Here is a 25,981-nt window from a genome sequence, read left to right as displayed (position 1 = left end):
CGCCCCGATCCACATGGCGACCAAGCGCGTGACCAATGAGCATACGTCCCTGCCTGTGGGGCCCAACAGTTTTGCCCCGATCTGCTGGGCTCAATTGAGCGGGCGGGGGTGGACACCCCGAAGGTGGATGAGAGAACAGTGCCGCAGTGCCGAGTCGAATCCATCGGCATCCCGATCGGTACGGACTGACTTGCAGAGCACAAAAAAGGGGATGGACTCCGGAAAACCCGGAATCCATCCCCTCAATCAGCTCGTTAGAGCTGTTACTTGAGCTCGACGGTGGCGCCGGCGCCCTCGAGGGCCTCCTTGGCCTTGTCGGCGGTCTCCTTGTCGACACCCTCAAGGACAGCCTTGGGAGCGGAGTCGACGAGGTCCTTGGCTTCCTTCAGTCCGAGCGACGTGAGGGCGCGGACCTCCTTGATGACCTGGACCTTCTTGTCACCGATCGCGGCGAGGACGACGTCGAACTCCGACTTCTCCTCCTCAGCGGCGGCCTCACCGGCGGCGGGGGCGCCAGCAGCTGCAACAGCGGCAACCGGAGCGGCAGCGGTGACTTCGAATTCCTCTTCAAACTTCTTGACGAAGTCGTTGAGCTCGACGAGGGTGAGCTCCTTGAAAGCTTCGATGAGCTCTTCGGGGGTGAGCTTAGCCATGGTTGGCATCCTTCCTTACTGCTACGCGAGCAGAATTTACTAGTGCCGCCCTCAGGCAGCGTTTTCCTGCTTCTCGCGCAGGGCATCGACGGTGCGCACGGTCTTGGTGACCGGCGCCTGGAGAACGTAAGCAGCCTTGAACAGGGATGCCTTGAGGGCACCCGCCGCCTTGGCGAGCAGAACTTCGCGCGACTCGAGATCCGCAAGCTTCGCGACATCTTCGGCGGGCATGAGAGCCCCTTCGAGGACACCGGACTTGATGATCAGCTTGTCATTGCCCTTGGCGAAGTCGCGGAGCGACTTTGCCACGGTGGCAACATCGCCCTTGACGAAAGCGATAGCGGTGGGGCCGACGAGTTCATCGTCAAGTCCTTCAACGCCGGCTTCCTTCGCGGCAATCTTCGCAAGAGTGTTCTTCGCAACCTTGTACTCGGCGTTGTCACCCATTGCGCGGCGAAGATCCTTCAGCTGCTCAACGGTGAGACCGCGGTACTCGGTCAGAAGAGCGCCGCTCGACTCGCGGAACAGGTCCACAAGTTCAGCGATTGCTTCGCTCTTATTCGGCCTTGCCATAGGGCCTCCTTCCACTTATTGCCGCCTAGCCACGAAACGACAAAACCCCGTGCAGGCGGCACGGGGCTTGAAAGCTCTATACTCACCTGCGCTGGCTTCTCTCGAATTTCACCCCGTCTGGCTCACGGGTGACCGGCGGTCTTCGGCATCCTCCAGACTACGAGATCGCTAGCGCGCTGCCAAGCAGAGGATGAGAAGTGTGCGGGACAACTCACGAAGTCACGCGAGGCGCCGGACGCTCGACACCGAACAACTTTATGCGCCCCCACATCGATCGACTTCCTCGAAAGGTCGCGCCTCCTCTGGACAGACTATTCTCCACCTACTACTATGCATAACAAGGTACTAGGTGAAGGAGAGGACTCATGGCGAAGAAGGTCTCTCAGCTCCGACGCGGGGTGCTCGAGCTCGCAATCCTCGCGCTGCTCGGACACGGCGAGAAATATGGCGGCGAAGTCGTCGATGATCTGGCGCGTCGCGACGGGCTTGAGGCAGGCCCGGGAACGGTCTATCCGCTTCTCACCAGGCTTGGCACGGCCGGTTACGTCGATACGTTTTGGGAGGAGTCGCCCAGCGGACCTCCCCGCAAGTACTACCGGCTAACACGTGCTGGCACAGCACAACTCTCGGACCAGCGCGACACGTGGCGAAGCCTCGTGTCGTCCATGGATGAATTGATGGAGGGAACAGCATGACATCCGACAACTTCTACAGTGCAGTGCGCGAACATCTGCGCGGTCGCAATCCTCAAGCTCTCGCCGACCTGCTCGATCTTCTCGACAGCGGTGTCGACCCCGAGGATCTGGGAGACCCTGCCGAATATGCGGAGATGGTGTTGGACAGCGACTCTGCCCAGCCGGTCTCGTACGGGCGTGTGTGGGATCCGGCGAACCCAAGCATCTTCGTCCGGCGGGTTATTGGCTGGGGGTGGGACGTCAATCTTGCCGCGGTCGCCGTCAAGCTCGGCTGGATGAGGCCGGATGATCTCGACGGCGACGTTCTCAGCGCCGTGCCCGAGCGAGCCATGGAGGTGACGCGGGCGCTTCCTCTCGCGGGGGCGGCCCTCACCATCGCCGTGAGCACCGCCGCAGCGGTGCGCTCCGATGGCCGCCTGCCGAGCGGCTGGGATATCGCCTTCCGACCGAACCGCTTCTCGGGCCGCTTCGGTGCGCTCGCGCCGGGGATCGTCATCTCGGCCGGAGCCGCCGCATGGGCGGCACGTGCGAGAGATCGCGGAGACCAGCTCGCCCGGGGCGTCCACGCCTCCTCGCTCGCCTTCCTCGGCGCCGGAGTCTCGGTCCTCGCCCTTCGGTCGACGAGTCTCGGCAATCGTCCACAACCACTTGCCGGCATCGCTTCCCTCATCGTCGGTCCCGCCGCGGCGGGCCTGGCCGCTGGCCTCATCCCCGTCCGCGCGGGTCTGCGGGCCGCCTGGAAGGAGGCCGGTCTCCATGGCTGAGCTCGCTGACCTGTCCACTCCCGCTCTTATCGCGCTCGGCATCCTCGCTGCGGTGTCGCTCAGCCTCATGGTCGCGGGTATCATCGCCGTCTCTCGCACGGACCGCGAGCATCTGCCCGGCGGACTCCCCCGCGTCGTGTGGTTCCTCGTCTGTCTCGTCCAGTTCGTTGGCCCGCTCACTTTCTTCATTCTCCGCCGACGGGAGCGGAGGATGGCGGAGGAGTCTCCTCAGCGCCAGTCTTCGACGCCCGGCGATGACGGCATCATCGACACGCTCTATGGCTGAGCGCGCGCTGGCCGTGGCCGGGCTGACAAAGCTCTACGGCGACAAGAGGGCACTCGACGATCTGACTGTCGCGCTGGAGGATGGGGTTGCCTGCGCCCTCGTCGGTCCGAACGGGGCAGGCAAAACCACCCTTATCAGCATTCTCCTCGGCCTCATCGGGGCCGACGCGGGAACTGCCGATATCTATGGTGACCCGGCGGGTAGCATCGCCGCCCGCCGCCACATCGGCTACCTGCCCGACGTGCCGTCGTTCCCGGGGTGGATGAGAGCCGATGAGGTGCTCGAGCTCGCATTGAGCCTCTCGAGGATCGACAGCACGTCGGTCATTGAGCCGCTCCTGCGAGCCGTGGGACTCGAAGACAACAGGCGGCCGGTGCGCATGTTCTCCCGAGGCATGAAGCAGCGTCTCGGGCTCGCGCAGTCCCTCGTCGGCTCGCCCCGCCTCCTCATCCTCGATGAGCCGACCTCGGCCCTCGATCCGGCGGGGCAGCGACTCTTCCACGACCTCGTCCGCTCCCTGCGCGGCCGAGCAACCGTGCTCTACTCGACCCACTCCCTCGACGAGGCGGAGCGAGTCTGCGATTCCGCGATCATCATCAACGAGGGCCGGCTCGTGCGCCAGTCGTCGATGGACGACCTTGTCCGTGAGGGGCAAGGGCTGTCCCTCGATGTCTCGGGCCCCATCGACCGGCTCGTCGATGACCTGCGAGCATTGCCGTGGGTTCGCAGCATCAACCGGGCGGGGAACGGTCCTCGCGAGACGCTCGGTATGAGGGTCACCGACCTCGAGACTGCCCAGCGGGAGTTACCGGGGATCATCGCGGCGACCGGGGCGGCCCTCCACTCGCTCAATCCCCGCGGTCTTGCCGATATCTTCCTCGACCTAACAGGAGGCGCCCGATAATGTTCCGGATTCTCATCCGCCACGAACTGCGCGGCATGCTCCGCACCTGGCGCGCCCCGGTCCTCGCGGGTGTCGTCATCTTCCTCGCCCTCATCGGCCCGGTCATCACGAAGCTCATGCCGCAGATCATCTCTCTTGTGGGGGGCGGCCTCGAGATCCTCGGGGGCGATCCGACGTCGGTGAACGCGTATGCCCAGTGGGCAAGCGACCTCTCCCAGGTCATCCCCCTGCTCACCGTCATGGTCGCCGCCTACTCGATCGCCCAGCCGCTGTCGAGCGGTAGCGCCGCCCTCCTCCTCGCCCGTCCGGTGCCGAGAAGCGCCCTGCTTCTCGCCCCGGCGGTCGCGAATGCTCTCATCACCGCAGTGGCGGTCATCATCGGCGCCCTTGGCAACAGCGTCATGACAGCGATCCTGTTCGGTGAGGGCGAGCTCGGCACGCCGATGGCGATGGCGCTGCGCTGGCTCGTTCTCATGGCGGTCCTCATCGCCGCCGCTGCCCTGGGGGCGGCGTTGCGGGGATCGATGGCTGGGGCCGCGGGAGTCGGGCTCGGCGTCTATTTCGCCCTCGCACTGCTCTCTGCAGTTCCCGGTGTCCGCGACTACTCGCCAGCCGGCCTCTTTTCTCTCGAGGGCGGGGAAACCTGGGGGTGGGCGGCACTGACTGCGGTGCCTCTCATTGCCCTCATGGGAGTGGCGGCTACTCGGGCTTTCGACCGGCTCCCTCTCGCGAGCAGTCCCCACAGCTGACGGCACGAGGGCTTCCCTGCCCGCGCGCGGATGGTGCGCGGCCAGAGGAGTTCAGACGAAGGGGGACAGCAGGAGTGCAGAGAATCCCGCTGTGCCGACGCCGAGCAGTAGCCAGCTACGGAGCGTCTCACCGTGGCGCTCGAACAGGACCCCAAGGAAGGCCGCGTACAGCGGAACTGCGGTGATGGAGTACCTGCCGGAGATCGCCCGGAAGTGCGCGTCATTGGACAGGATTTCGCGAGCCTGGACGATAAGGGCGGTGAAGGCAGGTAGGACGAGAACGAGGATGGCGAGGTGCCGGATGGGGCTTTGGCTCGTCATCGCGATGTAGAAGGCGACGGGAAGCAGGATGAGGAAGACCGCGTAGAGGACCCAGCTCCAGACCGTCAGCAGTCCAGAGTCCAGATCGGGGTGGAGATACCAGTCCCCCGCCGGCGAAGTCAGCCCCCAGGGCGCCCCACCCCCGATGATCGAGTTGAGCACGGTCGGCACTGACCCGGCATCGAACGGCTCGGTCGACAGTCCGGTGATCGCGGGGACGTAGTCCTCCGGCCGACGAGAGTTCTGAAACGCTGTCCACAGCACGTACGGCACCATGGTGCCGGCAGCGATGGCGAGCGAAGGCTTGACCCGCCTCCAGCGCTCGTCTCCTCGAAGCGCAATGGCAAAGGCGAGGACGCCAACCGCGAGGATCGCGACGACCGACATCGTTCTCGTCGACGAGATGAGGGCTGTGATGATGAGCGGCAATAACCATCCGAACCTGCCGTCCTTAAATATCCTCGTAGCGATCCAGACAGCGGCTGCTCCTGCAAGCATGCTGATCGCGTCATTGTGGACGATCGCGGCTGATTGAGCGAGCGCTGGGGCGCTCATCGCGACGAGCGTCGCCCCGGCCGAGTTCCGCCGCCCCACTCCCCACTGGCGCACAGCGAGGTACAGTGCGGCGGCGCCCGCCGTTGCGAGGATGGCGGACGCGGTGCGAGCTCCATCGGTGAAGTCGGCGCCCGCGTCGTCGAAGGCCTGCCCGATCAGTCCCGCAAAAGCGAAGTAGAGGGGCGGGTGGAAGGCGTTGTAGTTCTCGCCCTCAAACGGCCAGTCCTCCGCGGGCCGGTCGCCCGCCTCGTTACACGGGGGTGGGATGACGCCCCGGATGTCCCCCTCCATGCCCCGGCAACTCCACGCCTGCCTCGCAAACTCCGCGAGCTCGTCGCCCTGGGTAGGGATCTCGCCTTGGGAAATGCGAAACGCATAATCGATGTACGTCCACTCGTCGTAGCGAGAAAGGCCCGGCGACGAGGAGATGGCGATGGCCGACCAGACGAGCGAGGCGAGCGCCAGGATGAGCGCAACTGCCCAGTCCAAACGGGCGCCCCCGACCGGATGGTCGGGGGCGGGAGCCGTTGGGCTGTACAGGGTCAGTCCTCGAGCAGGTCGCGAGTCTTCGAGGCGTCGAGCGGGATGCCCGGGCCCATCGTTGTCGAGACCGTGGCCTTCGTGATGTAGCGGCCCTTCGAGGCGGACGGCTTGAGGCGGAGGATCTCCTCCTGCGCCGCGGCGTAGTTCTCGACGAGTTGCTCGACCGAGAACGAGGTCTTGCCGACGATGAAACCGAGGTTGCCGTGCTTGTCAACGCGGAACTCGATGCGGCCACCCTTGATGTCGGAGACGGCCTTCGCGACGTCCATCGTCACCGTACCGGTCTTCGGGTTGGGCATGAGACCACGGGGGCCGAGGACACGGCCAAGCCGGCCGACCTTGCCCATGAGGTCCGGGGTTGCGACAGCCGCATCGAAGTCGGTCCAGCCGCCAGCGACCTTCTCGATGAGCTCGTCGCCGCCGACCTCGTCAGCGCCAGCGTCGATCGCCTGCTGAGCGCGGTCACCGGTCGCGAAGACGATGACGCGAGCAGTCTTGCCGGTGCCGTGGGGCAGGTTGACCGTGCCGCGGACCATCTGGTCGGCCTTGCGGGGATCAACACCGAGACGGAACATGACCTCAACGGTCGCGTCGAACTTGACGGTCGACGTCTCCTTCGCCAGCTCCATCGCCTTCCGAGGGGCGTAGACTTCGCCAGCGTGGATCTTCTCCGCCGACTTCCTGTAGTTCTTTGAGCGCTTTGCCATTTCTGCTTTTCTCCTTAGCAGTTGTGGTTGACGGACCTGCGCAGGCCCTTCCACATGCCGCCGGGGCGGCGTTTACAGTGAGGTGCCGAGATTACTCGACAGTGATGCCCATCGAACGGGCGGTGCCAGCGATGATGGCCTCGGCGGCCTCGATGTCGTTGGCGTTGAGGTCAGGCATCTTGGTCTGGGCGATTTCGCGAACCTGGTCCTTGCTGAGCTTGCCGACCTTGACGGTGTGCGGGGTAGCAGACGCCTTCTTCACACCGGCGGCCTTCTTGATGAGCTCGGCTGCGGGCGGGGTCTTCGTGATGAACGTGAACGAGCGATCCTCGTACACGGTGATCTCAACGGGGATGACATTCCCACGCTGGGACTCTGTCGCGGCGTTGTAGGCCTTGCAGAACTCCATGATGTTGACGCCGTGCTGACCGAGGGCCGGGCCAATGGGCGGGGCCGGGGTCGCAGCGCCAGCCTGAATCTGGAGCTTGATCAGGCCAGCAACCTTCTTCTTGGGAGGCATGATGATCCTTATTTTTCTTGAAGTTGGCGACATCCAATGGCAGAGGGTGCCGCCCTGGTGTCCTTCTAGTCGGCCTTCTTGACCTGGCTGAAGGAAAGGTCGACCGGGGTCTCCTGGCCGACAAGTGTCATGAGCACCGTGAGGCGCTGGTTGGCCGCGTCGACAGCGTCGATGGTGGCCGGCATGCCGACCCACGGCTCAAGCGTGAGAATAACGTTCTCGCCGACCTCGAACTCGGCAGTGACAACAGCGGGCTCGATACCGGGGCGGGACTTGCCCTGTGCACGGAGCTCCTTGGCGACCTCGAGCTCGACCACGGGGGTCAGCATCTTGATGACTTCGGGCTCGGTGAGCGGAACCGGGTCGCGACCGTTACCGACGAAGCCGGTCACGCCCTGGGTCTCCTGGACCGTCCGCCACGCCTCGTCCTCCATGTCCATGCGCACAAGCGCATATCCGGGCATGCGGACACGGTTGACGAGCTTGCGTTCGCCACGCTTGACCTCGAAGACCTCTTCCATGGGGACTTCCACCTGGAAGATGTAGTCCTCCATGTTCATCGACTTCATGCGGATTTCGAGGTTCTGCTTGACGCGCTTCTCATATCCGGCGTACGTGTGGAGCACGTACCAGCGGCCGGGAAGGCCCTTGAGACGCTTCCTGATGGCCTCGGGCGAGGTCGGATCCTCCGCAGGTCGCGGAGTTGCGGCCTCAACGTCCTCGTCGGCCGCCACGTCCTCGACGACGTCCGGGGTCTCCTCGGTCGGCGTCTGCTCGATCTCGGCACCCTCGTTCATCTGAGTGGACTCGTCTTGCGACACGATTTCCTACTTTCTAGCCGAAGATCAAGAAGGCCAGCTCACCGAACATGACGTCCAGCAGAGCGACAATGGCCATGATGATCGCAACGAAGACGAGGACCGTAACGAACAGGTTCCACAGCTCCTTGCGGGTGGGGCGAACGACTTTACGGAGCTCGCCGATGATCTGGCGGAAGAACAGCTTGATACGCGCCCACAGGCTCTTGTTGGTCTGAGCCTTGGGCGTGCGCGAGCCGTCTCCGGCTGTGGTTGGTGCGTCGCTCACGCGCGTGTCCTTCCTGATAGATAAAGAAAGCGGTTCCGAAGAACCGCCCTCTCTGGCAGGGCAGGCGGGACTCGAACCCACAACCGTCGGTTTTGGAGACCGATGCGCTACCAATTGCGCCACTGCCCTACGACTGAGAAAGCCTTGTCTATTATGCCCATCTAAGGACTAATTAGCCAGTGAACGTTCTCACGCCTCGACTAACATTAATACCGATCGTCCCCTAAGTCGAACTAGCGGGTCGCACCGTGGCGGGAGTCACCTACCCCGCACCCGGTCAACCTGACCACTATAGGAAACAGATCCCGAAAGATCGCACCAACGTGGAAAGATGAACATCGTGAGCACTACAACACCCGCACGCCGCGTCTCGAAACGACTTGGCGCACTCCAGGAATCAGCAACCCTCGCCGTCGATGCGAAAGCCAAGGCCCTCAAGGCGGAGGGACGCCCCGTCATCGGCTTCGGCGCTGGCGAGCCAGACTTCCCCACACCCGACCATATCGTCGAGGCCGCCATCGTGGCCGCCCGCGATCCGAAGAACCACCGCTACTCCCCCGCGAAGGGCCAGCCCGCACTCCGTGCCGCCATCGCTAAGAAGACGAAGGAGGATTCGGGCGTCGAGGTCGACCCGAACAATATCCTCGTCACCAACGGCGGCAAGCAGGCCGTCTACCAGGCGTTCGCCGCCCTGCTCGATGACGGCGACGAAGTTCTCCTGCCCGCCCCGTACTGGACGACGTACCCGGAGGCGATCCGCCTATCTGGCGGCGTGCCCGTTGAGGTCTTCGCCGGCGCCGATCAGGGTTACACGGTGACGGTCGAGCAGCTCGAAGCGGCGCGCACAGATCGCACGAAGGTCTTCCTGTTCTGCTCTCCCTCAAACCCGACAGGTGCCGTCTACTCGCAGGAGCAGACTCGGGCGATCGGGGAATGGGCTCTCGAGCACGGCATCTGGATCATTACCGACGAGATTTACGAACACCTCACGTACGACGGTGTCCCGAACTCCTACATTCTCGCCGAGGTTCCCGAACTTGCCGATCAGACGATCGTCCTTAACGGTGTCGCGAAGACGTATGCGATGACGGGTTGGCGGGTCGGCTGGATGTACGGTCCCGCTGACATCATCAAGGCCGCAACAAACATGCAGTCACACCTCACCTCGAATGTGGCCAACGTGTGTCAGGCCGCTGCCCTCGAGGCGTTGACCGGCGACCAGTCATCGGTTGCCGAGTTCCGCGAGGCATTCGATCGACGCCGGAAGCTCATCGTCGCTGAGCTACGGAAGATCAACGGCTTCGAGGTCCCCACCCCGGAGGGCGCGTTCTACGTTTACCCGTCGGTCGAGGGCGTCCTTGGCCGTAGCATTAACGGTCGCGTCGCGAACACGTCTAGCGAGCTCGCCGCGATCATCCTCGATGAAGCCGAGGTCGCAGTCGTTCCCGGTGAAGCATTCGGCCCGTCGGGCTACCTGCGACTGTCGTACGCGATGTCGGAAGATGACATTGTTGAGGGCGTCGGCAGAATTCAGAAGCTCCTGAACGGCTAGTTCGGGTTCACTGCGAGGAGGCGGGCGGCATCAGCTGCCCGTCTCCTCAATCTTTGCAACGAGCCTCGAGCGGCCGGCACACTCGTGGCTACCTGCTAGAACGCACCGGCGGTGAGTGAACTGCCTAGCCAGACCGGGTGTCTGGCTATAGTAGGAGCGTGCCACACCTGCTCCCTCCGCCGCTGCGACCGCTGCGCGACGGACGTCGCTTCCGCCCCGAACTACACGGAGTTCGGGGCCTCGCCATCCTCCTCGTCGTCACCTTCCACATCTTCGCTGGCGGTCGGGTATCGGGAGGTATCGATGTCTTCCTCGCGATCACCGGCTTCCTTGCACTACCGAGTCTCCTGGGCCGGACGCGGGGCCAGTGGCGCATCGATCTCGTCGCCCGCTTTTCGGACCTTATTCGCCGGCTTGTCATCCCACTCCTGCCCGTTCTCGTTGCAGTTGCGATTGCGGGAGCGATTCTCGTCCCTCTTTCTGAGCAACCGCAGGTGTTCTCCGAGATGAAGGCATCAATCTTCTTCTACGAGAACTGGCAACTCATCGCCTCACAGCTGAGCTATGACGCAGCGGGACCCGGCACGTCGCCGCTCCAACACATATGGTCGACGTCGATCCAGGGTCAATTCCATGTCATCATGACGTTCTTTGTCATGGCGGTTGCCTGGGCGGCGGGGATAGTGCGGGCCGAAAAGCGCAACGTTCTTCTCGTCGCACTCGGGGTTGTCACGGCCGCCTCGCTCTGGTGGGCGGTGGAGGCGACGGCGACGTATCAGGAGGCCGCCTACTTCTCGACATTCACGCGCGCATGGGAGCTCACCCTGCCCGGAATGCTTGGCCTTGTCGTAGCCGGGATCAGACTCAGCCCCGTCGCCCGCGGCCTCCTGTCGTGGATCGGGATCAGCCTCATTGTTTCCTGTGGTTTCGTCCTTGACGGGGCGGCTCTCTTCCCCGGGCCTGCGGCGCTATGGCCGGTGGTGGGCGTGTGCCTCGTGCTCGCGGCTGGCAACACTCACACCCGCTGGGGTGCGGACCGGATTCTCGTCGCTCGCCCCTTCCAGAGGCTGGGCGACATCTCCTATTCCCTCTACCTGTGGCACTGGCCGATCCTCATCTTCGCCCTCATCATGACTGGTCAGGAGCAGGCAGATCCGGCGACAGCCGCGATCGTCCTCGCCGTCTCCCTCGTCGCGGGTACGGCGGGAAAAATCCTCTTCGAGGACCGTGCGGCGAATTGGAGACCCGCGTTCCTCAATCCCGCGCGTGCCCTAGCGACGGGCGCGACGACGACGGTTCTTGCTTTCATCGCCGCTTCCGGGGCGCTCGCCTATTCGGCTGATCGGTTTGAAGCGGAGACCGCGGCGTTTGAGGCGATGGTGGTCGAGACGGATTATCCAGGCGCCGGCGCTATGGTCGCGCCCGAGTCGATCACGATCGCCGCGCTCGACCCTCTGCCGTCACGCGATATTCTGCGGGCCGACGCGGGCTGGTATGCGGCACTCAACAAGTCCGAGCCCTGCATCCAGCGGCACCTCGGTAGCGAAACGACGTCATGCCAGCATCCGGAGGCCGACACGGGCCCGCTCGTCCTCATGGTCGGTAGCTCCCACACGGGTCAGTGGTCGGAACCACTGGCAGCGATGGCACTCGATTACGGCTGGGACCTCGAGGTGTATGAGAAGGCTGGTTGCCTGTTGACAACGGACGGTGAGCGCAACACGTCAGGTCTACCGCTCGATGCCTCGTGCGTCGCGTGGAATGAGAACATGCAGGACGTCATCGCCGAGCGCCAACCGGAGCTTGTCGTCACAACCGGCACAACACGGCTTGCGAGCGAGCCTGAGACCGCCACGCCTGGCATGGTCGATGCGGTTCGACGGATAACCGACGCTGGGATCCCGGTGTTTCTCTTCCGTGAAAACCCACATCGGACCGAGGAATGGCTCGAGTGCCTCGCCGCCGATTCGGACTCTCACACCCGGTGCGAAGCTCCACGCGAGGCCTTCTACAGCGCTGAGATCGATAGGACGGGATTGCCGCAAGTATCCGGCTCCGCCCGAGCCTTCGACACGTCTCGATATCTGTGCGACGAGGAGTCGTGCTACGGACAGGTCGGCAATGTCCGCGTGCTACGGGACGACAACCATGTGACCGCAACATTCGCGTCCTCGGCCCGCGCCTTCATCGAGTCCGACATCCGCGCTCTCGTTCCGCACGTGTTTGAAACCCCGACGACGGCGCTGTCCGCCGAGTCAGGAGACGTCGGTCGTTAAGACCTCGCCGCCCGCGTTCGGCGTGCCAAGTGGCTGTAGCCACGGGCCAGCCACAGCTCGGCAGCTGCGAGTCGGCCCTCAGCATCGCTCAGCCACTCCCCGGAACCTTCGCGGCGGGCGCCAGCGATGAGGGACAGGGTGACCCCTGCGCAACGGGCCATGAGGGCGACCGAGTCGACCGTCGCCTCGAGCCGCTTCGTCCAGGCATCGAGCTCATCGGGCACGTACGGGTAGGAGTTCGGGGCGAGGTGAGGCAAGACGGAAATGTGTCCGAGCAGGCACCCAAGGTCGTCGACACGATAACCGGGGCCAAGGGAGTCGACGTCGATGAGTGCCGACACCTCGGTTGTGCCGGGGTTCATGAGAATATTTGCCTCATAAAAGTCACCGTGAGTGGGCACGAGCGGACCGGGATCAGAATTCGCCATGAGGTGCCTGACACCGTGAGCGAGTAGCTCGAGTCGGGCCCGGTGTTGCGGAAGGACAGTCGTCGCCGCATTAGCGTAGTGGTCGGCCCGGTCGGACCAGGAGGGTCGCCTCGTCAGGTCGAGGGCCCCGTCAGGGAGCACATCGAGCAGCGACGTTAAGCTGTCGAGCACATCGTGAGCGCGATCGCCCATCCCTCTTGACAGCATGTTGGCGAGCGGCTCGCCTTCGCCAGCGCTGATGAGAACGAGCCCATCCTCGGTGTGCTTGAGAACGCGGGGGGCAGGCACCCCGGCTTCGACAAGCATCCTGTGCCTCCTGACGAGAGGCTGGGCGTGACCCGGCCGCACGACCTTAGCGAATGCCTTCGAGCCGTCCCGGTGGCTGACGCGCAGGACTCCCCGCCGGGTCGGCCGGTAGGAAAGGAGCTCAAGTTTCACGCGCCGACCGACGAGTCTGCTCATCGCTCCCGAATCGCAGGCGGTCTTGAGAGCAGGCAGTTCCGGATCATGGGGGTGTAGCCACACGTGGACGGCACGCCCATCGGGGCGGTCGATGCGAGTGAGTGTGTCAGAGGGTTCTTGGGATAGGCGCCCGGTCGTCGCGCACACGTAGTGATCGGCAGCGCCACCGGGCCCGTCAATGCGCACGCTGTAGCCGACTGTGACGCCAGCCCCGGGGCGATGGTGGATGGAATGGACCTTCCACGTCCGCACAGTGCCCGTGGGGGCGAGCGCGGCGCTGAGCATGTCACCTGCATCGGAGCCGGTCAGTAGCTCGACCTCACGCGTCTCACGTTGCGCCTGATCCGTCATGCTCATACGGCTCTCGTCCCCTCCGTCCACGGCTTCTGTTTGCGCGGCATGCAAACATTTGGCAGATTGACAGTGTGCGCGACCTGGATAATCTACCGAAAGTGCACCTGCACCTCCACTTTACCGGCTCGATGAGAGTTTCAACGTTGCGGGAGCTGGGCCAGGAGCAGGGCATTCGACTGCCCCACAATCTTGTCGACAACGTTGCCCTTTCTGTGCCGGCGAACGAGCGCGGCTGGTTCCGATTTCAACGTTCCTACGATGCGGCTAGGAAGGTTGTGTCACACGAGGGGGCGATGCGCCGGATCATCCGCGAAGCGGCGGAGGATGACGCTCGGGAGGGCTCTCGCAGGCTCGAGATCCAGGTCGACCCGACATCCTATGCCCCCCATGTCGGTGGTCTCACCCCGGCGCTCGAGATCATCGTCGATGAGGCTCGTGAAGCGTCAAAGGCGACCGGAGTCGAGGTCGGCGTCATCGTCGCCGCCTCCCGCATGAAGCATCCTTTCGACGCACGGACGCTCGCCAGGCTCGCGGTGTCAATGGCGGGTGACGAACCCGGCGACGTCATCGGGTTCGGCCTGTCGAATGATGAGCGGCGGGGAACGACATCGGAATGGGCGGCCGCTTTCAACATTGCCCGGCGCGGCGGTTTGGCGGCCGTGCCGCATGGCGGCGAGTTGCTTGGACCCGACCATCTTCGCGAGGTTGTCGCCCACCTCAAGCCGACGAGGATCGGCCACGGCGTCCGCTCAACGGAGGACCCAGACCTGCTGAAAATGATCGTCGATGCTGGCATCGCCCTCGAAGTGTGTCCCGCGTCGAACGTCGCCCTCGGCGTCTATCCCGACGAATCTGCAGTACCTCTCCAGCAGCTTTTCGACTCCGGTGCTCAGATTGCGCTGTCCGCCGACGATCCTCTCCTCTTCCTGTCGAGGCTGACCGACCAATACGACATCGCCCGCGACCTCGGGGCAACAGATCGGCAACTCGCGCAAATGGCGATCTCGTCAATCGACGCTTCCCTCGCCTCTGAGGCGAAGAAGCGGCACTGGCGCCGCGAGGTCGATGACTGGCTCGCAACCTGACGTAGCCGCCAGCCCCTGCGTCTCGTGGCTGGCACTGTCACGACCTTCGGGCTCAGGCCCGCCGACAGTACCTGGAGTTTGGCAGAAGCCCACGGGGCACGACCCCTGTGGCTCGTGCCCTAAGAGACGTCGCGCTAGAGTGTCTCGCCGAGCAGGAACGGCTCGTTGACGAGCGTGATCCCGAATGTCTCCGCCACGGCCGCGCGCACGCGGCGGGCGACTGTGAGCACGTCCGCCGTCGTCGCCTCCCGCCTGTTGGTGATGGCGAGGGTGTGCTTCGTCGAGAGGGAAGCCCGGCCGTCGGTCAGATCAGCGCCGAAACCCTTTCTGCACCCTGCATTGTCAATGAGCCATGCCGCCGAGGTCTTCATCATGTCCCCGTACGGATATCGGGGGGCGCCTTCAGGAAGTTCAGATTCCGAGACAATCGGGTTCGTGAAGAAGGAACCAAGCGAGTACGTATCCCGGTCAGCATCGTCGAGGACCATCCCCTTGGAGCGGCGCAGGTCGAGAACAGCCTCGCGCAGGCGGACAGACGGCACGCGGGCACCCACATCGACACCGAGGGCGGCTGCGAGCTGACCGTAGGCGATCGGCGTCGAGTGAGTGGCAAGCCCGAGCTGGTATGTGACGGACAGGACGACCCAGCGGCCCGTCGCACCCCACTCCCGCGTCGACTCCTTGAGCTTCGAACTGCGGTACGACAGTCCGAGCTCAGCGGGGGCGAGGTCTGTTCGCTTCTTCGTTTGCCTGTCATAGACGCGGACCGAGTAAAGCGTGTCAGCGATTTCCTGACCATAGGCGCCGACGTTCTGCACGGGAGAAGCGCCGAGCGAGCCCGGTATTCCGGACAGAGCCTCAATGCCGTTCCAGCCGTGAGAGATCGCGACGTTGACGAACTCGTCCCACGGTGTGCCAGCGGTGCCACGAAGGATCGCTCCCCCGCACCCAGAGATGTGGATCTGGTCGATGCTGTTCCTCGTGTCAACGACAACCCTGCCCGGGAAACCCTCGTCTGATACGAGGAGGTTCGAGCCGCCACCGAGCACGAGAACGGCGATGCCGTTCTCGTCAGCGTCCCGCACAGCGTCGACGATCTCCTCTTCACGTGTGGCACGCACGAACTCGCCGACCCGGCCGCCGGTCGCGATCGTCGTGAGCTCAGCGAACGTGTCGTTGCCGGTTCGGCGTGTTGAGGGGACAGGTGGACCGACCTCGACGTGATCGTTCGGCTCGATGATGGAACAACTCATGAATCCAGCTTAGACCCGCCGTCGGACTCGCACAGGACCGCGACAAGCCCCGACCAGTGACGAGGACAACGGTCCATGCGGACTCACGCGCCGCGCCCCGTCAGTCCCGTCCCGGCGCGACGAACCGTATCAGCGTGCCACTTGCGCGACCCACGTTGGCCCAGGGAACTGTCATATCGAGCGCCGCGATCCCACTTGTCACAAAATCGAGTTCGCCGCTTCTCGGGTCGAGTAGCCCCACGAGCATCGGGACCGCAGAATAGTGGCCAAGCAGCAGCACGGCCTGCTCGTCGCTCAGTCCGCAAAGGAGGTGCAGAGCATCCTCCGGTGCCGACTCGTACAGCTCACGATGAAATGTGACTGTGCCGATATTGACGCCGACAGCCTGGACGCGCTCCAACGTCTCGCGTGTCCGAGTCGATGTCGAGCAGAGCACCCTGTCGATCCTCGGGTAGTGCTCGCTGAGCCACCGGCCAGCCGCCAGCCCCTGGCGTCGCCCGCGGCCGTTAAGCGGCCGCTCATGGTCGAGGTGGCCGGTGCTCCACGACGATTTGGCGTGCCTCATGACAAGGAGTGTGGGCATGCCCCAGGGTAACAGCCGGGTGCAATCGGGCACACGATTGAGGTGCCCGTGTACTCTCGTTTCATCAAGGAGGTGCGCAATGAGGCGCGTGGTTATCAGTGCGGTCCTCGTCGCTTTCGCGGCGGGTTGTAGCAGTTCGGGGGATGTCATGCTCGACGGAACGGTGTGGACCGCTAGCGAGGTCAACGGTCGCGTCGTTGACGGGGCCGAGGTTACTGCAATTTTTGACGACGGTCGGATGAGTGGAACGTCCGGATGCAATCGCTACGGCGCAGACTATGAAACCTCGGGTTCTGACTTCGCGCTCACGGGACCGATCATGTCTACCCTCATGGCGTGCGAGGAGCCGGTCATGGACCTGGAGCAGCGCTACCTTCGTGCGCTCGAGTCCGTTTCACGACTTGCTCAGGACAATTCGACGCTCAACCTCATGGACGAGGATAGCGAGACTCTCGTCAGCTTCACCGCAGTTAGCCAAGAACTGGCACACACCTCGTGGGAGATCATGAGTTACGCAGATACTAGCGGGAGCGTGTCAACCCTCCCAGGCACGGAAACGTCTGTGTCTTTTGATGCTCAGGCTCTGACGGCGAACGCAGGGTGTAACACGATGAGCGCGGAATATGAGGCAGCTGAAGGCGAGCTCACCGTCAGCGACGTCGCGGCGACCGAGATGTTTTGCGACGAACCTCCGGGCGTCATGGACCAGGAGCAGGGCGTCGCCGATGCTCTTCGGGCGGCGCAGAAATACCGGATCGAGGGCCGGACGCTAACGATATGGGATGAGGACGGTCGTCTCGTTCTTGACCTCGCTCGTAACTAGTCTCGCTCCTCCATGCGTAGCGCCTCTCGTCTGCCGTGGGTGAGCTGCTTGATGTCGTCATCGCTGTCGAAGTTCGAGCCAAGAGCGCCAGCGACCGTGCCCATCGACGCGGCCAGCCAGGCGATATCGAGATAGTGGCGGAAGGTCGCTTTCTCGCCGAGCACATCCGAGAGATAGCCGGCTTCGATGATGATGAGGCCTGCCAGGAGTACGCCGATGAAGAGCGCGAGGTAGAGAAGCACAACCGACATGAGGATCGTCACGACAACAGCGGCGTTGTACATCGCGCCCTCGGCGATGCTTCCGTAGCGCCGTCCACGATTCCACAGGCGGTTTGAGCTGATGAGCCAGCCCGCCATGAGAACGATGACGGTGAGGGCGATCGCTGCGAGCCGAGCGGTTGGAAGAGCATCCGCCATTTGCCAGATCGAGCCATAAAAAATGCCGAACGCGCTTGTCGCCGCTGCGGCCGCGAGTGCGCTCGTCAGCTTCGGCAGAGTCTTGATCGGCTCGTTCATCTTCACCATGCCGAGAACAAGGAGGAATCTGCCCGGAACGACCCGGGGTGCGTGGACGAAGATCCGTGTTTCGCTCTTCGACCTGCCATAGCCGACCCGGTAGGGCCACAGAGCTGACTTGTGTTCGCCTGTCAGCTGGCCGCGTCGGTAGATGCTGATCGTCGTGGCGATGACCTTCTCAAGCTTGTGTTGGACGTTGACAACGCCGAGGGCGGGGAGGGAAATGATAGCGAGTCCCTCGTCAACGTAGATACCGGCGATCTTCGGGCGCGGTCCGGTGCGGCGCGGCGTCTCGGTGACGACGATGAGCAAATCTGCTCGATCTTCCGCCGCCCACTGCATGACGCCATCCAAGTCAAGTTCCCCGTTGGGTCTGAGGGGAAGCTGCCTGTGCACCTGCCGCACTCCCTCAAAATCGGATTCTTTGAGGATTTTGGAGACCGTCCGCTCGGGCGGCCCGTAATCCGCCACGACATCGACTTTCAACCTGCCGCTCACTATCCGTTCCCTCGTCTGTTCTCTGTGTCCAACCGTTCCACCATCGACCGACTCTAGTCGGCGCTCCTTCGCGGCCCAATCGCTGGCGGCTACCCCGCCCCCGGGTTTCGCGTCGAGCATACGAAAGAGCCGCTGTCCGAAGACAGCGGCTCTTTCTCAATCGGAGTATCAGCCGATCACTGTGAGATTCGAGGCCTGCGGACCCTTGGGGCCCTGCTCCACGTCGTACTCGACCTTCGCGCCCTCATCGAGAGTGCGGAAGCCCTTGGACTGGATGGCGGAGTAGTGAACGAAGACGTCAGCGGACTGATCGTCAGCCTCGATGAAGCCGAAGCCCTTGTCTCCTTTGAACCATTTGACAATACCTGTAGCCATGACACATTTCCCTTCTGGCTGGGAGAGAGCGACTGTCGATCTCTCCGGTGGTGCTAGTTCGTCACTCAGTGCAGAAGGAACAATGTTCCGAGGATCTGTCGTGAATACCGTACAACACCTTCTGTGCGGTCGAGTCCGACTGTACGCGGATGCCTCGTACTGCGCCAGTCCTGACCCGGCGATGATGCTCACAGTGAAACACCCCCACATGCCGCTGGCTCGATGACATGTCATTCGAGCTCCGCGAGTGCGACATCGATAAAGCGCAGGCCCTGCTCTTCAAACGCGCGATCCCCGACCTTGTGCGCCCAGCCCGTTGTCGCCACGGCCTCGCGCAAGACGTCGACCCACCAGCGGTAGCCTTCTGCTTCTCCGGCTTCGCCGTAGCCGTCAAAAAACCACTCTCTCTCGGCTGGATGGTCGTGCCAGCGGCGGACGTACAGGCGCAGGAAGTCCTGCCGCGCGGGACGATAACCGAATCTGCCAAAGTCGATGACGACAAGCTTGTCCGAACGGATCCAATTCCGGCCGCTGTAATCCCCGTGGCTCGGAACAACGGTCGCGGGGCCTGCCTCGTACGCCTCAAGCACGCTCCGTGCTATCGCAGCTGTCCGCGGCAGTATCCGATTCGGCTTGTCGAGCCAGCGCAGGGCTGCACGAACGAGGCCGTTCTCAATCGTGTCATCGACCGTCTTCGCCATACCATGCAGGGTTGACAGGATGTCACCGGCCTGGCGCACAGTGTCGCGATCACTTTCGAGCGGGCCCTCATCGATGAGGGCGCCGGGAATATGGGGGAGAACGAGAATGCGGGCCGACCGGTCGCCGTGGAGCATCCTCGGTGCATGTCCGCGGGCGGCGAGTGCGGGCACGACGGTCTCATACGCAGTTATTTCGCGGGAGATATGGCTGTTGTGCGGGCCTCCCGCTTTAAGGATGAACTCCTCGCCGCGAGATGCCACGTGAAGCACGGTCGAGTCCGTGAGGCCCCACGACAGATTTGCCATGAGGGCCGCGTCCGGTAGCCAGGTCGCGGCGAGCATGGCCTGGCGGTCGTCCAGTCCAGGGAGAGTCATGCACCCACTGTAGGCGGCTGCTCGTCACACGCGAACATACAGAAACCCGCCTGGCATGCCAGGCGGGTTTTCGCTGTCTCGCAGTGAAACTAGCGGGTCTCGCGGTGCGTCGTCGATGCGTTGCAACGCGCGCAGTACTTCTTCATTTCAAGACGGTCGGGGTTATTGCGACGGTTCTTCTTCGTGATGTAGTTGCGCTCCTTGCACACCTCGCAGGCGAGGGTGATCTTGGGGCGTACGTCGGCAGACTTCGATGCCACGGTGTCCTCACTTCGTTCTGCGAGATCGGGCGGTTCCGCAATCTCTCTGATTAGTAGCGGGGGCGGGGCTTGAACCCGCGACCTCACGATTATGAGTCGTGCGCTCTGACCAGCTGAGCTACCCCGCCGCAACATCCTACGGATTTGCTCCGCAAAATGGAGCCCCGACAGGGAATTGAACCCTGGACCTTCTCCTTACCATGGAGACGCTCTGCCGTCTGAGCTATCGGGGCGACGCGTAAGAGTTTATCAGCGCCCCGAGCGCTCAACCAACAGGCTGGGGGCTGGGAGGCGGTGAGCATACTCACGCGCTTGCACGACGAATCATGCTGTGGCGGGTGAGGGATTCGAACCCCCGTAGCTTTCGCGTCTGATTTACAGTCAGATACCATTGGCCGCTCGGTCAACCCGCCTCGCACTCCCGAAGGGTGCAATGGGAGATTACCAAGTGACCGCCGGGTCGTGTCAAACTGGTTGGGGTACCAGTGCTCGACGTCTCATTCGGGGCACTCTCACGCCCCGGACGGGGCATTCTCGTGAAAGGAAAGGCCATGGCAGATTCGTCATTCGATGTCGTGTCCACATACGACCGGCAGGAGGTCGACAACGCGGTCAACCAGACCGTCAAGGAGATCAACCAGCGCTACGACTTTAAGGGCGTTGATGCGTCCATTGAGCTCAAGGGCGAGACGATCATCATGAAGGCCAACTCCGAGGAGCGCTGCCTGGCCGTCTATGACGTCCTTCAGACAAAGCTCGTCCGACGCGGAGTTTCGCTCAAGTCAGTCGACGTCGGTGAGGGCGTCCCCGTCCAGTCCGGTAAGGAGTACCGCCTCGTCGGCACCCTCAAGGAGGGCATCTCCCAGGAGAACGCCAAGAAGATCACGAAGCTCATCAGGGATGAAGGACCGAAGTCGGCCAAGACCCAAATCCAGGGCGACGAGGTCCGTGTCACCTCGAAGTCGCGCGATGATCTTCAAGCAGTGATCGCGCTCCTCAAGGGCGCCAATTTCGACTTCGCGGTCTCGTTCCAGAACTACCGCTGACACGTGCATGAGGGTGGGCGGACTGAACAGTCCGCCCACCACCGCGTTTACCTGTAGCCCGCCATCTCCTCGAGGCGGCGGATTCGGTCCTCCATGGGCGGGTGGGTTGAGAACAGCGCTTTCCCCTTGCCCGCAAAGGGATTCGCAATCATCATGTGTGACACGCTGTCCATCGCAGGGGTTTCCCGCATCGGGGTCCGAGCGGTGCCGCCCGAGATCTTATTGAGGGCGGATGCGAGCGCGAGCGGGTCCCCCGTCAGCTCAGCCCCATCATGATCCGCATCGTATTCACGGGTGCGTGAGACGGCCAGCTGGATTAGGGCTGCCGCCAACGGCGCGAGGAGCGCGGTCACGAGAACGCCAACAAGGGCAAGCGGATTGTTGTCGCTCCTGCCCCTCATTCCGAAGAAGAGGAAAAACTGGGAGATCGAGGAGATGATGCCGGCCAGGCCAGCAGCGATCGAGGATGTGAGGATGTCCCTGTTGTACACGTGCATGAGCTCGTGACCGAGCACGGCGCGGAGCTCGCGCTTGTCGAGCAGGTCAAGAATCCCGTCCGTCACACACACGGCCGCGTTATCGGGGTTGCGCCCCGTCGCGAACGCGTTCGGAGAGGGTGATGGCGCGACATAGAGGCGTGGCATAGGCTGGCCGGCCCTGTTCGCCAGCTCACGGACGGTCTCGTAGTACCAGGGGAACTGCGCCTCACTCACGGCCTGGGCGTTCATCGCCCGGATGGCGAGCTTGTCCGAGTTCCAATACGAATAGGCGGTACTGGCGACGCCGATGAAGGCGAAGATGATGATGAAGCTCGAGCTACCAGACCCATAGGCGAGCATCCCGCCGATGCCGAGGAGGATCGCCCAGAGCACGCCAATGAGAGCGGCTGTCTTGACCCCGTTGAGTGTCGGGCGGTTCATCTTATCCTTTCGGTATCTGTTCGCGGGCGCCAGGCGTCCACCGATGTTCTACGGGAGGCGGAACGTCCACTCCTCGGTGTCAAACTTCGTTTCACACCGCTCGTTAGCCGTGTCGATGTCGGACTCGGTGATCTCACCCTTGCTCGCACCATACTTCGTCGCGAAGTGGTCGAGGAAGACCTCAATAATGTCCTCGCGCGCCATTCCGGTCTGCGACTTCATCGGGTCGACCCTCTTGACCGACGAGCGCAAACCCTTGTCGCGAACCTTTTCTTTGCCGATGCGGATGCAGTCGAGCATTTTCTGTGCGTCGATGTCGTACGACATTGTCACGTGGTGGACCATGACGCCGCTCGCGAAGTGCTTCTGGGCTGCACCGCCGATCTTGCCTTTGTCCGACGTGATGTCGTTGAGCGGAACATAGTGGGCTTTGACACCGACCTTGTCGAGCGCCTCCATGACCCACTCGTCAAGAAAAGGATAGGAGTCCTTAAAACTCATACCGTCGACAAGGGCCGTGGGAACAACAAGGGAGTAGGTGATGCAGTTGCCAGCCTCCATGAACATCGCGCCGCCGCCCGTTACCCGTCGGCAGAGGGTGACACCGTGCTTGTTCATTCCGTCCCAATCGATCTCGTTCGACACTGATTGGAACGATCCGATGACGACGCAGGGCGAGTCCCATTCCCAGATCCTCATGAAGGGCTTGCGCCGGCCCGCCGCGACATCCTCGACGAGCGTCTCGTCCATGGCGACGTTCATCATCGGGGATACGACCGGGCCGCGGATAACCTCGAAGTCGATGTCGCCCCAGTCGATCGAATGTCCGAGTGCCCGGCGCACAGCGGTCGCAACACCCCGGGGACTAATCCCGAACAACTCATCAGTCGGCTTCAGCACCTCGGTGATGGCCTGGGCGACGTCGGCTGCATGGGAGTCTGCTGGCAGGCCCTCGATCGCCTCCGTCATACGAGTCAGGGCGCTATCCGGCTCCAGAAAGAAGTCGCCCGCGATCTGCACATCGAACAGCTGGCCGTCCTTCACCTCGAGGTCAACGACGACAAGCTTATGGCCCGGCTCTTTGTACTCTCCGTGCATCAGTACAGCTTCCCTTCGTGGGTTTCCCCGCGCGAGATCGCGGTCATCGTTTCCCGTTCGACGACCTTGACGCGTTCGCGACCGTGGGGCTCGCCGAGCGCCATCTCGTACTGCTCGAGAACTTCCCAGCCCTGCCACGTCGTGTACCTGATGCCGCGTTCCTCAAGCATCGCCATCATCGCGTCCCCGCCCGTCGCGAAGTCATCGGAGCGATGAAGCTTATTGGCTTTCGCGTCCTCGACGAGATGCGTGATCGTCTCCCGAGCATCCGACTTGGTCGAGCCAATAAGCCCGATGGGGCCGCGCTTGATCCAGCCAGTGGCATAAACGCCAGGAAGATGGTCGCCCCCGGGCAAGATAACCCGGCCCTCGATGTTGGGAACAACACCGCGGATGTTATCGAAGGGCAGGCCGAGCACCGGGGACGAGAAGTAGCCGACGGCGCGATAGACAGCCTGGACTGGATAGTCGATGAACTGACCGGTGCCCGTGACGGAGCCGTCGCCGGTCAGCTCCGTGCGCTCCATGCGCACACCCTCGACCCTGTCGGTGCCGAGAATCTCGACCGGTGACTGCATCATGTGCAGGTGGATTCGGCGGGAGGCGGTGAACTCCTCTTCCCTCATCACCCAGTCTGTCAGGGTTGTCACGACCTGCTTCGTCTGGTTGGAGCTGTTGATCGCCTCTTGGGAGGCGTCATCGAAGTCGAAGTCTTCCTCGTAGACGATGACGTCGACATCGGGGACCTTGCCGAGCTCGCGTAGCTCAAGGGGGGTGAATTTCACCTGCGCCGGACCGCGACGACCGAAGACGTGGACATCGGTCACCTGGTTCTCTCGGAGGCCTTTCTCGACATTCTCGGGAATCTCCGTGACCATGAGATCGTCCGGGTGCTTGGCGAGCATGCGGGCCACGTCAAGGGCGACGTTACCGGCGCCGATGACGGCGACCTCCTTCGCGTCAAGCGGCCACTCACGCGGATAGTCCGGGTGCCCGTCGTACCAGGACACGAAGTCTGCAGCACCGTAGCACCCCTCGAGATCGACTCCAGGGATGTCGAGAGGGGCATCGCGGTCAGCGCCAGTCGCGACAATGATCGCGTCGTAATGCTCCTGCATCTCCTCGATCGTGATGTCGTCGCCGACGGTGACGTTGCCGATAAGACGGATGTCGCCGCGTTGAAGAATCTTGTACAGGGCAACAATGATTTGCTTGATCCGCGGATGGTCGGGGGCGACCCCGTAGCGGACGAGCCCGAAGGGGGCTGGAAGCCGTTCATAGAGGTCGATCGACGTATGAATGTCGGACTTCGACAGGATGTCGGCGGCATAGATGCCCGCAGGTCCGGCGCCGATGACAGCAACTGACAGTGGACGATCGCTCACGTGCACCTCGATATTGGAAGCTGATTAACCTCTGCTATCTTACCGTCGGCCAGGCAAAGCGAAAACCCGCGAGAATCTCGCGGGTTTTCGGTTCTTCAGGTCAGTCAGCGACCTGGGTATCAAGCCTGATGACGCCGTACGTCCATCCGTGACGATGGTAGACGACGCATGGTTGCTTCGTGGCTTCATCGATGAACAGGAAGAAGGGGTGCCCGACGAGCTCCATCTCATACAGAGCCTGGTCCACGCTCATCGGCTCCGCCTGATGTAGCTTCTGCCGGACAATAACCGGAGAATCTCCAAGTTGCTGCTCGACGGCTTGCCCGGGAGCACTTGGCACGCTTTCCTCGACTTTCGCCTCGGTCTTTAGCTCGGCGTTGAGCGCGTCGAGGTCGATATCGAGCTCCGATGGGGTCCGCTCGCTGGGGGCCCTGCGCCGGCGGTCCTTCTTGCGGTCGTGAACGCGCCGCAGCCTCTCGATGAGCTTGGTTGTCGCAAGGTCAAGGGCAGCGCCGCGATCAGATGCGGACGCCTCCGCCCTGATGACAGGGCCCTTGTCGACGACGGTAATCTCAACCTTCTCCATCACATCTGGCTGAGCCAGATGTGCCTCGTGGGTGACCTCAACTTCCACGCGCTGGGCGCGCGGAGCGAATTGCTCCACCTTCGAGAGCTTGTCGGAAACGTGGTCCTTAAACCGATCCGAAATCTCTGCATTACGTCCTTGTACGATGATTTCCACGATTGTCTCCTCATGAAAGATCTGGGACTAATCCCATAGAAATAGCAGACTCGCCGAAGTGGCGACTGTTCGAAACCACCTCCTTCGAGTTCGCGATTCCGCGTGGATATCGCTTACCTCACTTTACGTCACGCTCACCGCTCCCGGACGCATGCCGGTGGAATTCAGCCGGTGGAATAACAGCCGCAACGCACACGGCCCCGAGGATGATGTGCGACCCCTCAACCGCTCGCCAGCATGCGTCGAGCGTCGCTCCCGTCGTCGCCACATCGTCGACAAGAACGATGGCACGCGGATCGATATCGGCAATGAGGCGGATAGGCGCCCTCATTCGACGTCCGCGTCTCGTACGCCCGCGCTGACGGCCGACTCGCGGAGCGAACAGCGTCCTCGACGTGACAGCGCACGACCAATCGATCGCTGATGCGAACCCCCGGGCAACACTGTCGGCCAACGTCCCCGCAACATACGTGTCGTCCCGGTACCTGCTCGGGCGGGACGGAGCTGGAACGAAGTCGATCTCCCGTGGCCGCCATCGAAGGAGCTCGGGAAGGAACTCCGCAGCACGCTCGGCACGGTATCCGATGGCGCGATCCAGGTCAGTCGACGGTCTCGCTTTCCACGCCTGAAGTAGCCGCCCGGTTTCCTCATACGAGGACATGGCCCACACCGGAAAGAGCGGAGCATCGCCGCCATCTGAGCCCACCCTTGACAGTTGCGGGAGATCGCGAGAGACATCGACCAATCCCGCGATCTGTTCTAGGCAGGCGTCGCAGGCAGGCGTATCCCAGTGCCCACATCCCGGGCACTGGACGGGAAAAACAAGGTCAAAAAGACTCATGCCGCCATTGTCATGGCTCTTGCCCAACCGGAGGGGCGGGCTGTGGATGG

29 protein-coding genes and 4 tRNA genes are annotated in these 25,981 nt (G+C 63.0%); 10 read left to right on the top strand and 23 right to left on the bottom strand.

All coding sequences use genetic code 11. From position 1 onward, the window contains the following. Window positions 1-263: 263 nt before the first annotated feature. Both rplL and rplJ read right to left on the bottom strand, forming a co-directional pair. Window positions 264-653 carry a 50S ribosomal protein L7/L12 gene (gene rplL, locus H7E91_RS03710; protein WP_182353760.1) on the bottom strand — a complete coding sequence of 130 codons (390 nt, stop codon included), beginning with the start codon at window positions 651-653 and terminating at the stop codon, window positions 264-266. Between the two features lie 51 nt (window positions 654-704). Continuing rightward, window positions 705-1,226, bottom strand: a complete 522-nt coding sequence (gene rplJ, locus H7E91_RS03705) for a 50S ribosomal protein L10 (protein ID WP_182353759.1) — start codon at window positions 1,224-1,226, stop codon at window positions 705-707. 365 nt (window positions 1,227-1,591) lie between these two features. Between rplJ and H7E91_RS03700 the strand changes: the two genes are divergently transcribed. From H7E91_RS03700 to H7E91_RS03680, 5 genes are read left to right on the top strand one after another with little or no spacing between them, the layout of a single operon-like run. Continuing rightward, window positions 1,592-1,921, top strand: a complete 330-nt coding sequence (locus H7E91_RS03700; protein WP_182353758.1) for a PadR family transcriptional regulator — start codon at window positions 1,592-1,594, stop codon at window positions 1,919-1,921. Beyond that, window positions 1,918-2,685: a DUF5808 domain-containing protein gene (locus tag H7E91_RS03695; RefSeq protein WP_182353757.1), complete on the top strand. Its 768-nt coding sequence runs from the start codon at window positions 1,918-1,920 to the stop codon at window positions 2,683-2,685. Before H7E91_RS03700 ends, H7E91_RS03695 begins: the two co-directional genes overlap by 4 nt. Beyond that, window positions 2,678-2,971: a hypothetical protein gene (locus tag H7E91_RS03690; RefSeq protein WP_182353756.1), complete on the top strand. Its 294-nt coding sequence runs from the start codon at window positions 2,678-2,680 to the stop codon at window positions 2,969-2,971. The genes H7E91_RS03695 and H7E91_RS03690 overlap by 8 nt, the downstream gene beginning before the upstream one ends. Next, a complete protein-coding gene (locus tag H7E91_RS03685) occupies window positions 2,964-3,875 on the top strand; it encodes an ABC transporter ATP-binding protein (RefSeq protein WP_182353755.1) in 912 nt (303 codons plus the stop codon). The genes H7E91_RS03690 and H7E91_RS03685 overlap by 8 nt, the downstream gene beginning before the upstream one ends. After that, complete coding sequence (locus tag H7E91_RS03680) at window positions 3,875-4,624, top strand: ABC transporter permease (RefSeq protein WP_182353754.1); 750 nt, start codon at window positions 3,875-3,877, stop codon at window positions 4,622-4,624. The genes H7E91_RS03685 and H7E91_RS03680 overlap by 1 nt, the downstream gene beginning before the upstream one ends. Window positions 4,625-4,675: 51 nt before the next feature. Here H7E91_RS03680 and H7E91_RS03675 read toward each other — a convergent pair whose 3' ends face one another. The 6 genes from H7E91_RS03675 to H7E91_RS03650 form a co-directional block, all read right to left on the bottom strand. Continuing rightward, window positions 4,676-5,989 carry a glycosyltransferase family 39 protein gene (locus tag H7E91_RS03675; RefSeq protein ID WP_182353753.1) on the bottom strand — a complete coding sequence of 438 codons (1,314 nt, stop codon included), beginning with the start codon at window positions 5,987-5,989 and terminating at the stop codon, window positions 4,676-4,678. Between the two features lie 53 nt (window positions 5,990-6,042). Continuing rightward, window positions 6,043-6,750: a 50S ribosomal protein L1 gene (gene rplA / locus H7E91_RS03670; protein ID WP_182353752.1), complete on the bottom strand. Its 708-nt coding sequence runs from the start codon at window positions 6,748-6,750 to the stop codon at window positions 6,043-6,045. Between the two features lie 91 nt (window positions 6,751-6,841). Beyond that, entirely contained in the window at window positions 6,842-7,270 is a 429-nt protein-coding gene (gene rplK / locus H7E91_RS03665) for a 50S ribosomal protein L11 (RefSeq protein WP_182353751.1), read from the bottom strand. A gap of 65 nt (window positions 7,271-7,335) precedes the next feature. Then, entirely contained in the window at window positions 7,336-8,091 is a 756-nt protein-coding gene (gene nusG / locus H7E91_RS03660; protein WP_338401719.1) for a transcription termination/antitermination protein NusG, read from the bottom strand. 13 nt (window positions 8,092-8,104) lie between these two features. Further along, window positions 8,105-8,356, bottom strand: a complete 252-nt coding sequence (gene secE, locus H7E91_RS03655; protein ID WP_182353750.1) for a preprotein translocase subunit SecE — start codon at window positions 8,354-8,356, stop codon at window positions 8,105-8,107. Window positions 8,357-8,409: 53 nt separating this feature from the next. Continuing rightward, window positions 8,410-8,485, bottom strand: a tRNA-Trp gene (locus H7E91_RS03650). Window positions 8,486-8,687: 202 nt separating this feature from the next. On the opposite strand from H7E91_RS03650, the gene H7E91_RS03645 reads away from it, so the two are divergent. Then, a complete protein-coding gene (locus H7E91_RS03645; RefSeq protein WP_182353749.1) occupies window positions 8,688-9,908 on the top strand; it encodes a pyridoxal phosphate-dependent aminotransferase in 1,221 nt (406 codons plus the stop codon). A gap of 158 nt (window positions 9,909-10,066) precedes the next feature. Continuing rightward, complete coding sequence (locus H7E91_RS03640) at window positions 10,067-12,184, top strand: SGNH hydrolase domain-containing protein (protein ID WP_182353748.1); 2,118 nt, start codon at window positions 10,067-10,069, stop codon at window positions 12,182-12,184. On the opposite strand, the gene H7E91_RS03635 is transcribed toward H7E91_RS03640, so the two are convergent. Beyond that, entirely contained in the window at window positions 12,181-13,431 is a 1,251-nt protein-coding gene (locus tag H7E91_RS03635) for a phosphotransferase family protein (protein WP_182353747.1), read from the bottom strand. The two genes, H7E91_RS03640 and H7E91_RS03635, sit on opposite strands and share 4 nt — an antisense overlap. A 68-nt stretch (window positions 13,432-13,499) precedes the next feature. Here H7E91_RS03635 and H7E91_RS03630 point away from each other — a divergent pair, with 68 nt between their 5' ends. Further along, the gene (locus H7E91_RS03630) at window positions 13,500-14,513 is read left to right on the top strand and encodes an adenosine deaminase (protein WP_182353746.1); all 1,014 of its coding nucleotides are present in this window, start codon (window positions 13,500-13,502) and stop codon (window positions 14,511-14,513) included. A gap of 134 nt (window positions 14,514-14,647) precedes the next feature. Here H7E91_RS03630 and H7E91_RS03625 read toward each other — a convergent pair whose 3' ends face one another. Both H7E91_RS03625 and H7E91_RS03620 read right to left on the bottom strand, forming a co-directional pair. Then, complete coding sequence (locus H7E91_RS03625) at window positions 14,648-15,766, bottom strand: UDP-N-acetylmuramate dehydrogenase (protein WP_182353745.1); 1,119 nt, start codon at window positions 15,764-15,766, stop codon at window positions 14,648-14,650. A gap of 100 nt (window positions 15,767-15,866) precedes the next feature. Next, window positions 15,867-16,331, bottom strand: coding sequence for a SixA phosphatase family protein (locus tag H7E91_RS03620; protein ID WP_182353744.1), 465 nt, complete (start codon window positions 16,329-16,331; stop codon window positions 15,867-15,869). A gap of 97 nt (window positions 16,332-16,428) precedes the next feature. On the opposite strand from H7E91_RS03620, the gene H7E91_RS03615 reads away from it, so the two are divergent. Continuing rightward, window positions 16,429-17,172, top strand: coding sequence for an META domain-containing protein (locus H7E91_RS03615; RefSeq protein ID WP_182353743.1), 744 nt, complete (start codon window positions 16,429-16,431; stop codon window positions 17,170-17,172). Here the strand turns inward: H7E91_RS03615 and H7E91_RS03610 are convergent. The 7 genes from H7E91_RS03610 to H7E91_RS03580 form a co-directional block, all read right to left on the bottom strand. Then, window positions 17,169-18,188, bottom strand: coding sequence for a hypothetical protein (locus H7E91_RS03610; protein WP_182353742.1), 1,020 nt, complete (start codon window positions 18,186-18,188; stop codon window positions 17,169-17,171). The two genes, H7E91_RS03615 and H7E91_RS03610, sit on opposite strands and share 4 nt — an antisense overlap. A gap of 168 nt (window positions 18,189-18,356) precedes the next feature. Continuing rightward, window positions 18,357-18,563 carry a cold-shock protein gene (locus tag H7E91_RS03605; protein WP_182353741.1) on the bottom strand — a complete coding sequence of 69 codons (207 nt, stop codon included), beginning with the start codon at window positions 18,561-18,563 and terminating at the stop codon, window positions 18,357-18,359. A 230-nt stretch (window positions 18,564-18,793) separates the two neighbouring features. Next, window positions 18,794-19,639 (bottom strand): phosphotransferase family protein, encoded by an 846-nt coding sequence (locus H7E91_RS03600; protein ID WP_182353740.1) that lies wholly within the window; start codon window positions 19,637-19,639, stop codon window positions 18,794-18,796. A gap of 89 nt (window positions 19,640-19,728) precedes the next feature. Then, entirely contained in the window at window positions 19,729-19,899 is a 171-nt protein-coding gene (gene rpmG, locus H7E91_RS03595; protein ID WP_054953237.1) for a 50S ribosomal protein L33, read from the bottom strand. 54 nt (window positions 19,900-19,953) lie between these two features. Further along, window positions 19,954-20,027, bottom strand: a tRNA-Met gene (locus H7E91_RS03590). 29 nt (window positions 20,028-20,056) lie between these two features. Continuing rightward, window positions 20,057-20,132, bottom strand: a tRNA-Thr gene (locus tag H7E91_RS03585). A gap of 99 nt (window positions 20,133-20,231) precedes the next feature. Beyond that, window positions 20,232-20,312 (bottom strand) — tRNA-Tyr (locus tag H7E91_RS03580). Between the two features lie 138 nt (window positions 20,313-20,450). On the opposite strand from H7E91_RS03580, the gene H7E91_RS03575 reads away from it, so the two are divergent. Further along, the gene (locus tag H7E91_RS03575) at window positions 20,451-20,945 is read left to right on the top strand and encodes a YajQ family cyclic di-GMP-binding protein (protein WP_182353739.1); all 495 of its coding nucleotides are present in this window, start codon (window positions 20,451-20,453) and stop codon (window positions 20,943-20,945) included. 47 nt (window positions 20,946-20,992) lie between these two features. Here the strand turns inward: H7E91_RS03575 and htpX are convergent, their stop codons facing one another. The 5 genes from htpX to H7E91_RS03550 all read right to left on the bottom strand — a co-directional run bounded on the left by htpX (window position 20,993) and on the right by H7E91_RS03550 (window position 25,931). Then, window positions 20,993-21,865, bottom strand: a complete 873-nt coding sequence (gene htpX, locus H7E91_RS03570) for a zinc metalloprotease HtpX (protein WP_182353738.1) — start codon at window positions 21,863-21,865, stop codon at window positions 20,993-20,995. 48 nt (window positions 21,866-21,913) lie between these two features. Further along, on the bottom strand, window positions 21,914-22,963 hold the full coding sequence (locus H7E91_RS03565) for a lipoate-protein ligase LplAB (RefSeq protein ID WP_182353737.1): 1,050 nt from the start codon (window positions 22,961-22,963) through the stop codon (window positions 21,914-21,916). Then, window positions 22,963-24,348 (bottom strand): FAD-dependent oxidoreductase, encoded by a 1,386-nt coding sequence (locus H7E91_RS03560; protein WP_182353736.1) that lies wholly within the window; start codon window positions 24,346-24,348, stop codon window positions 22,963-22,965. The genes H7E91_RS03565 and H7E91_RS03560 overlap by 1 nt, the downstream gene beginning before the upstream one ends. A 100-nt stretch (window positions 24,349-24,448) precedes the next feature. Continuing rightward, a complete protein-coding gene (gene hpf / locus H7E91_RS03555) occupies window positions 24,449-25,090 on the bottom strand; it encodes a ribosome hibernation-promoting factor, HPF/YfiA family (RefSeq protein WP_182353735.1) in 642 nt (213 codons plus the stop codon). Window positions 25,091-25,208: 118 nt separating this feature from the next. After that, complete coding sequence (locus tag H7E91_RS03550; protein ID WP_182353734.1) at window positions 25,209-25,931, bottom strand: ComF family protein; 723 nt, start codon at window positions 25,929-25,931, stop codon at window positions 25,209-25,211. Window positions 25,932-25,981 lie beyond the last annotated feature (50 nt).

Source organism: Flaviflexus huanghaiensis (assembly GCF_014118685.1).
Classification (GTDB): domain Bacteria; phylum Actinomycetota; class Actinomycetes; order Actinomycetales; family Actinomycetaceae; genus Flaviflexus; species Flaviflexus huanghaiensis.
The sequence above is the reverse complement of the archived record's forward strand: the minus strand, read 5'-3'. Positions and strand labels throughout refer to the sequence as shown.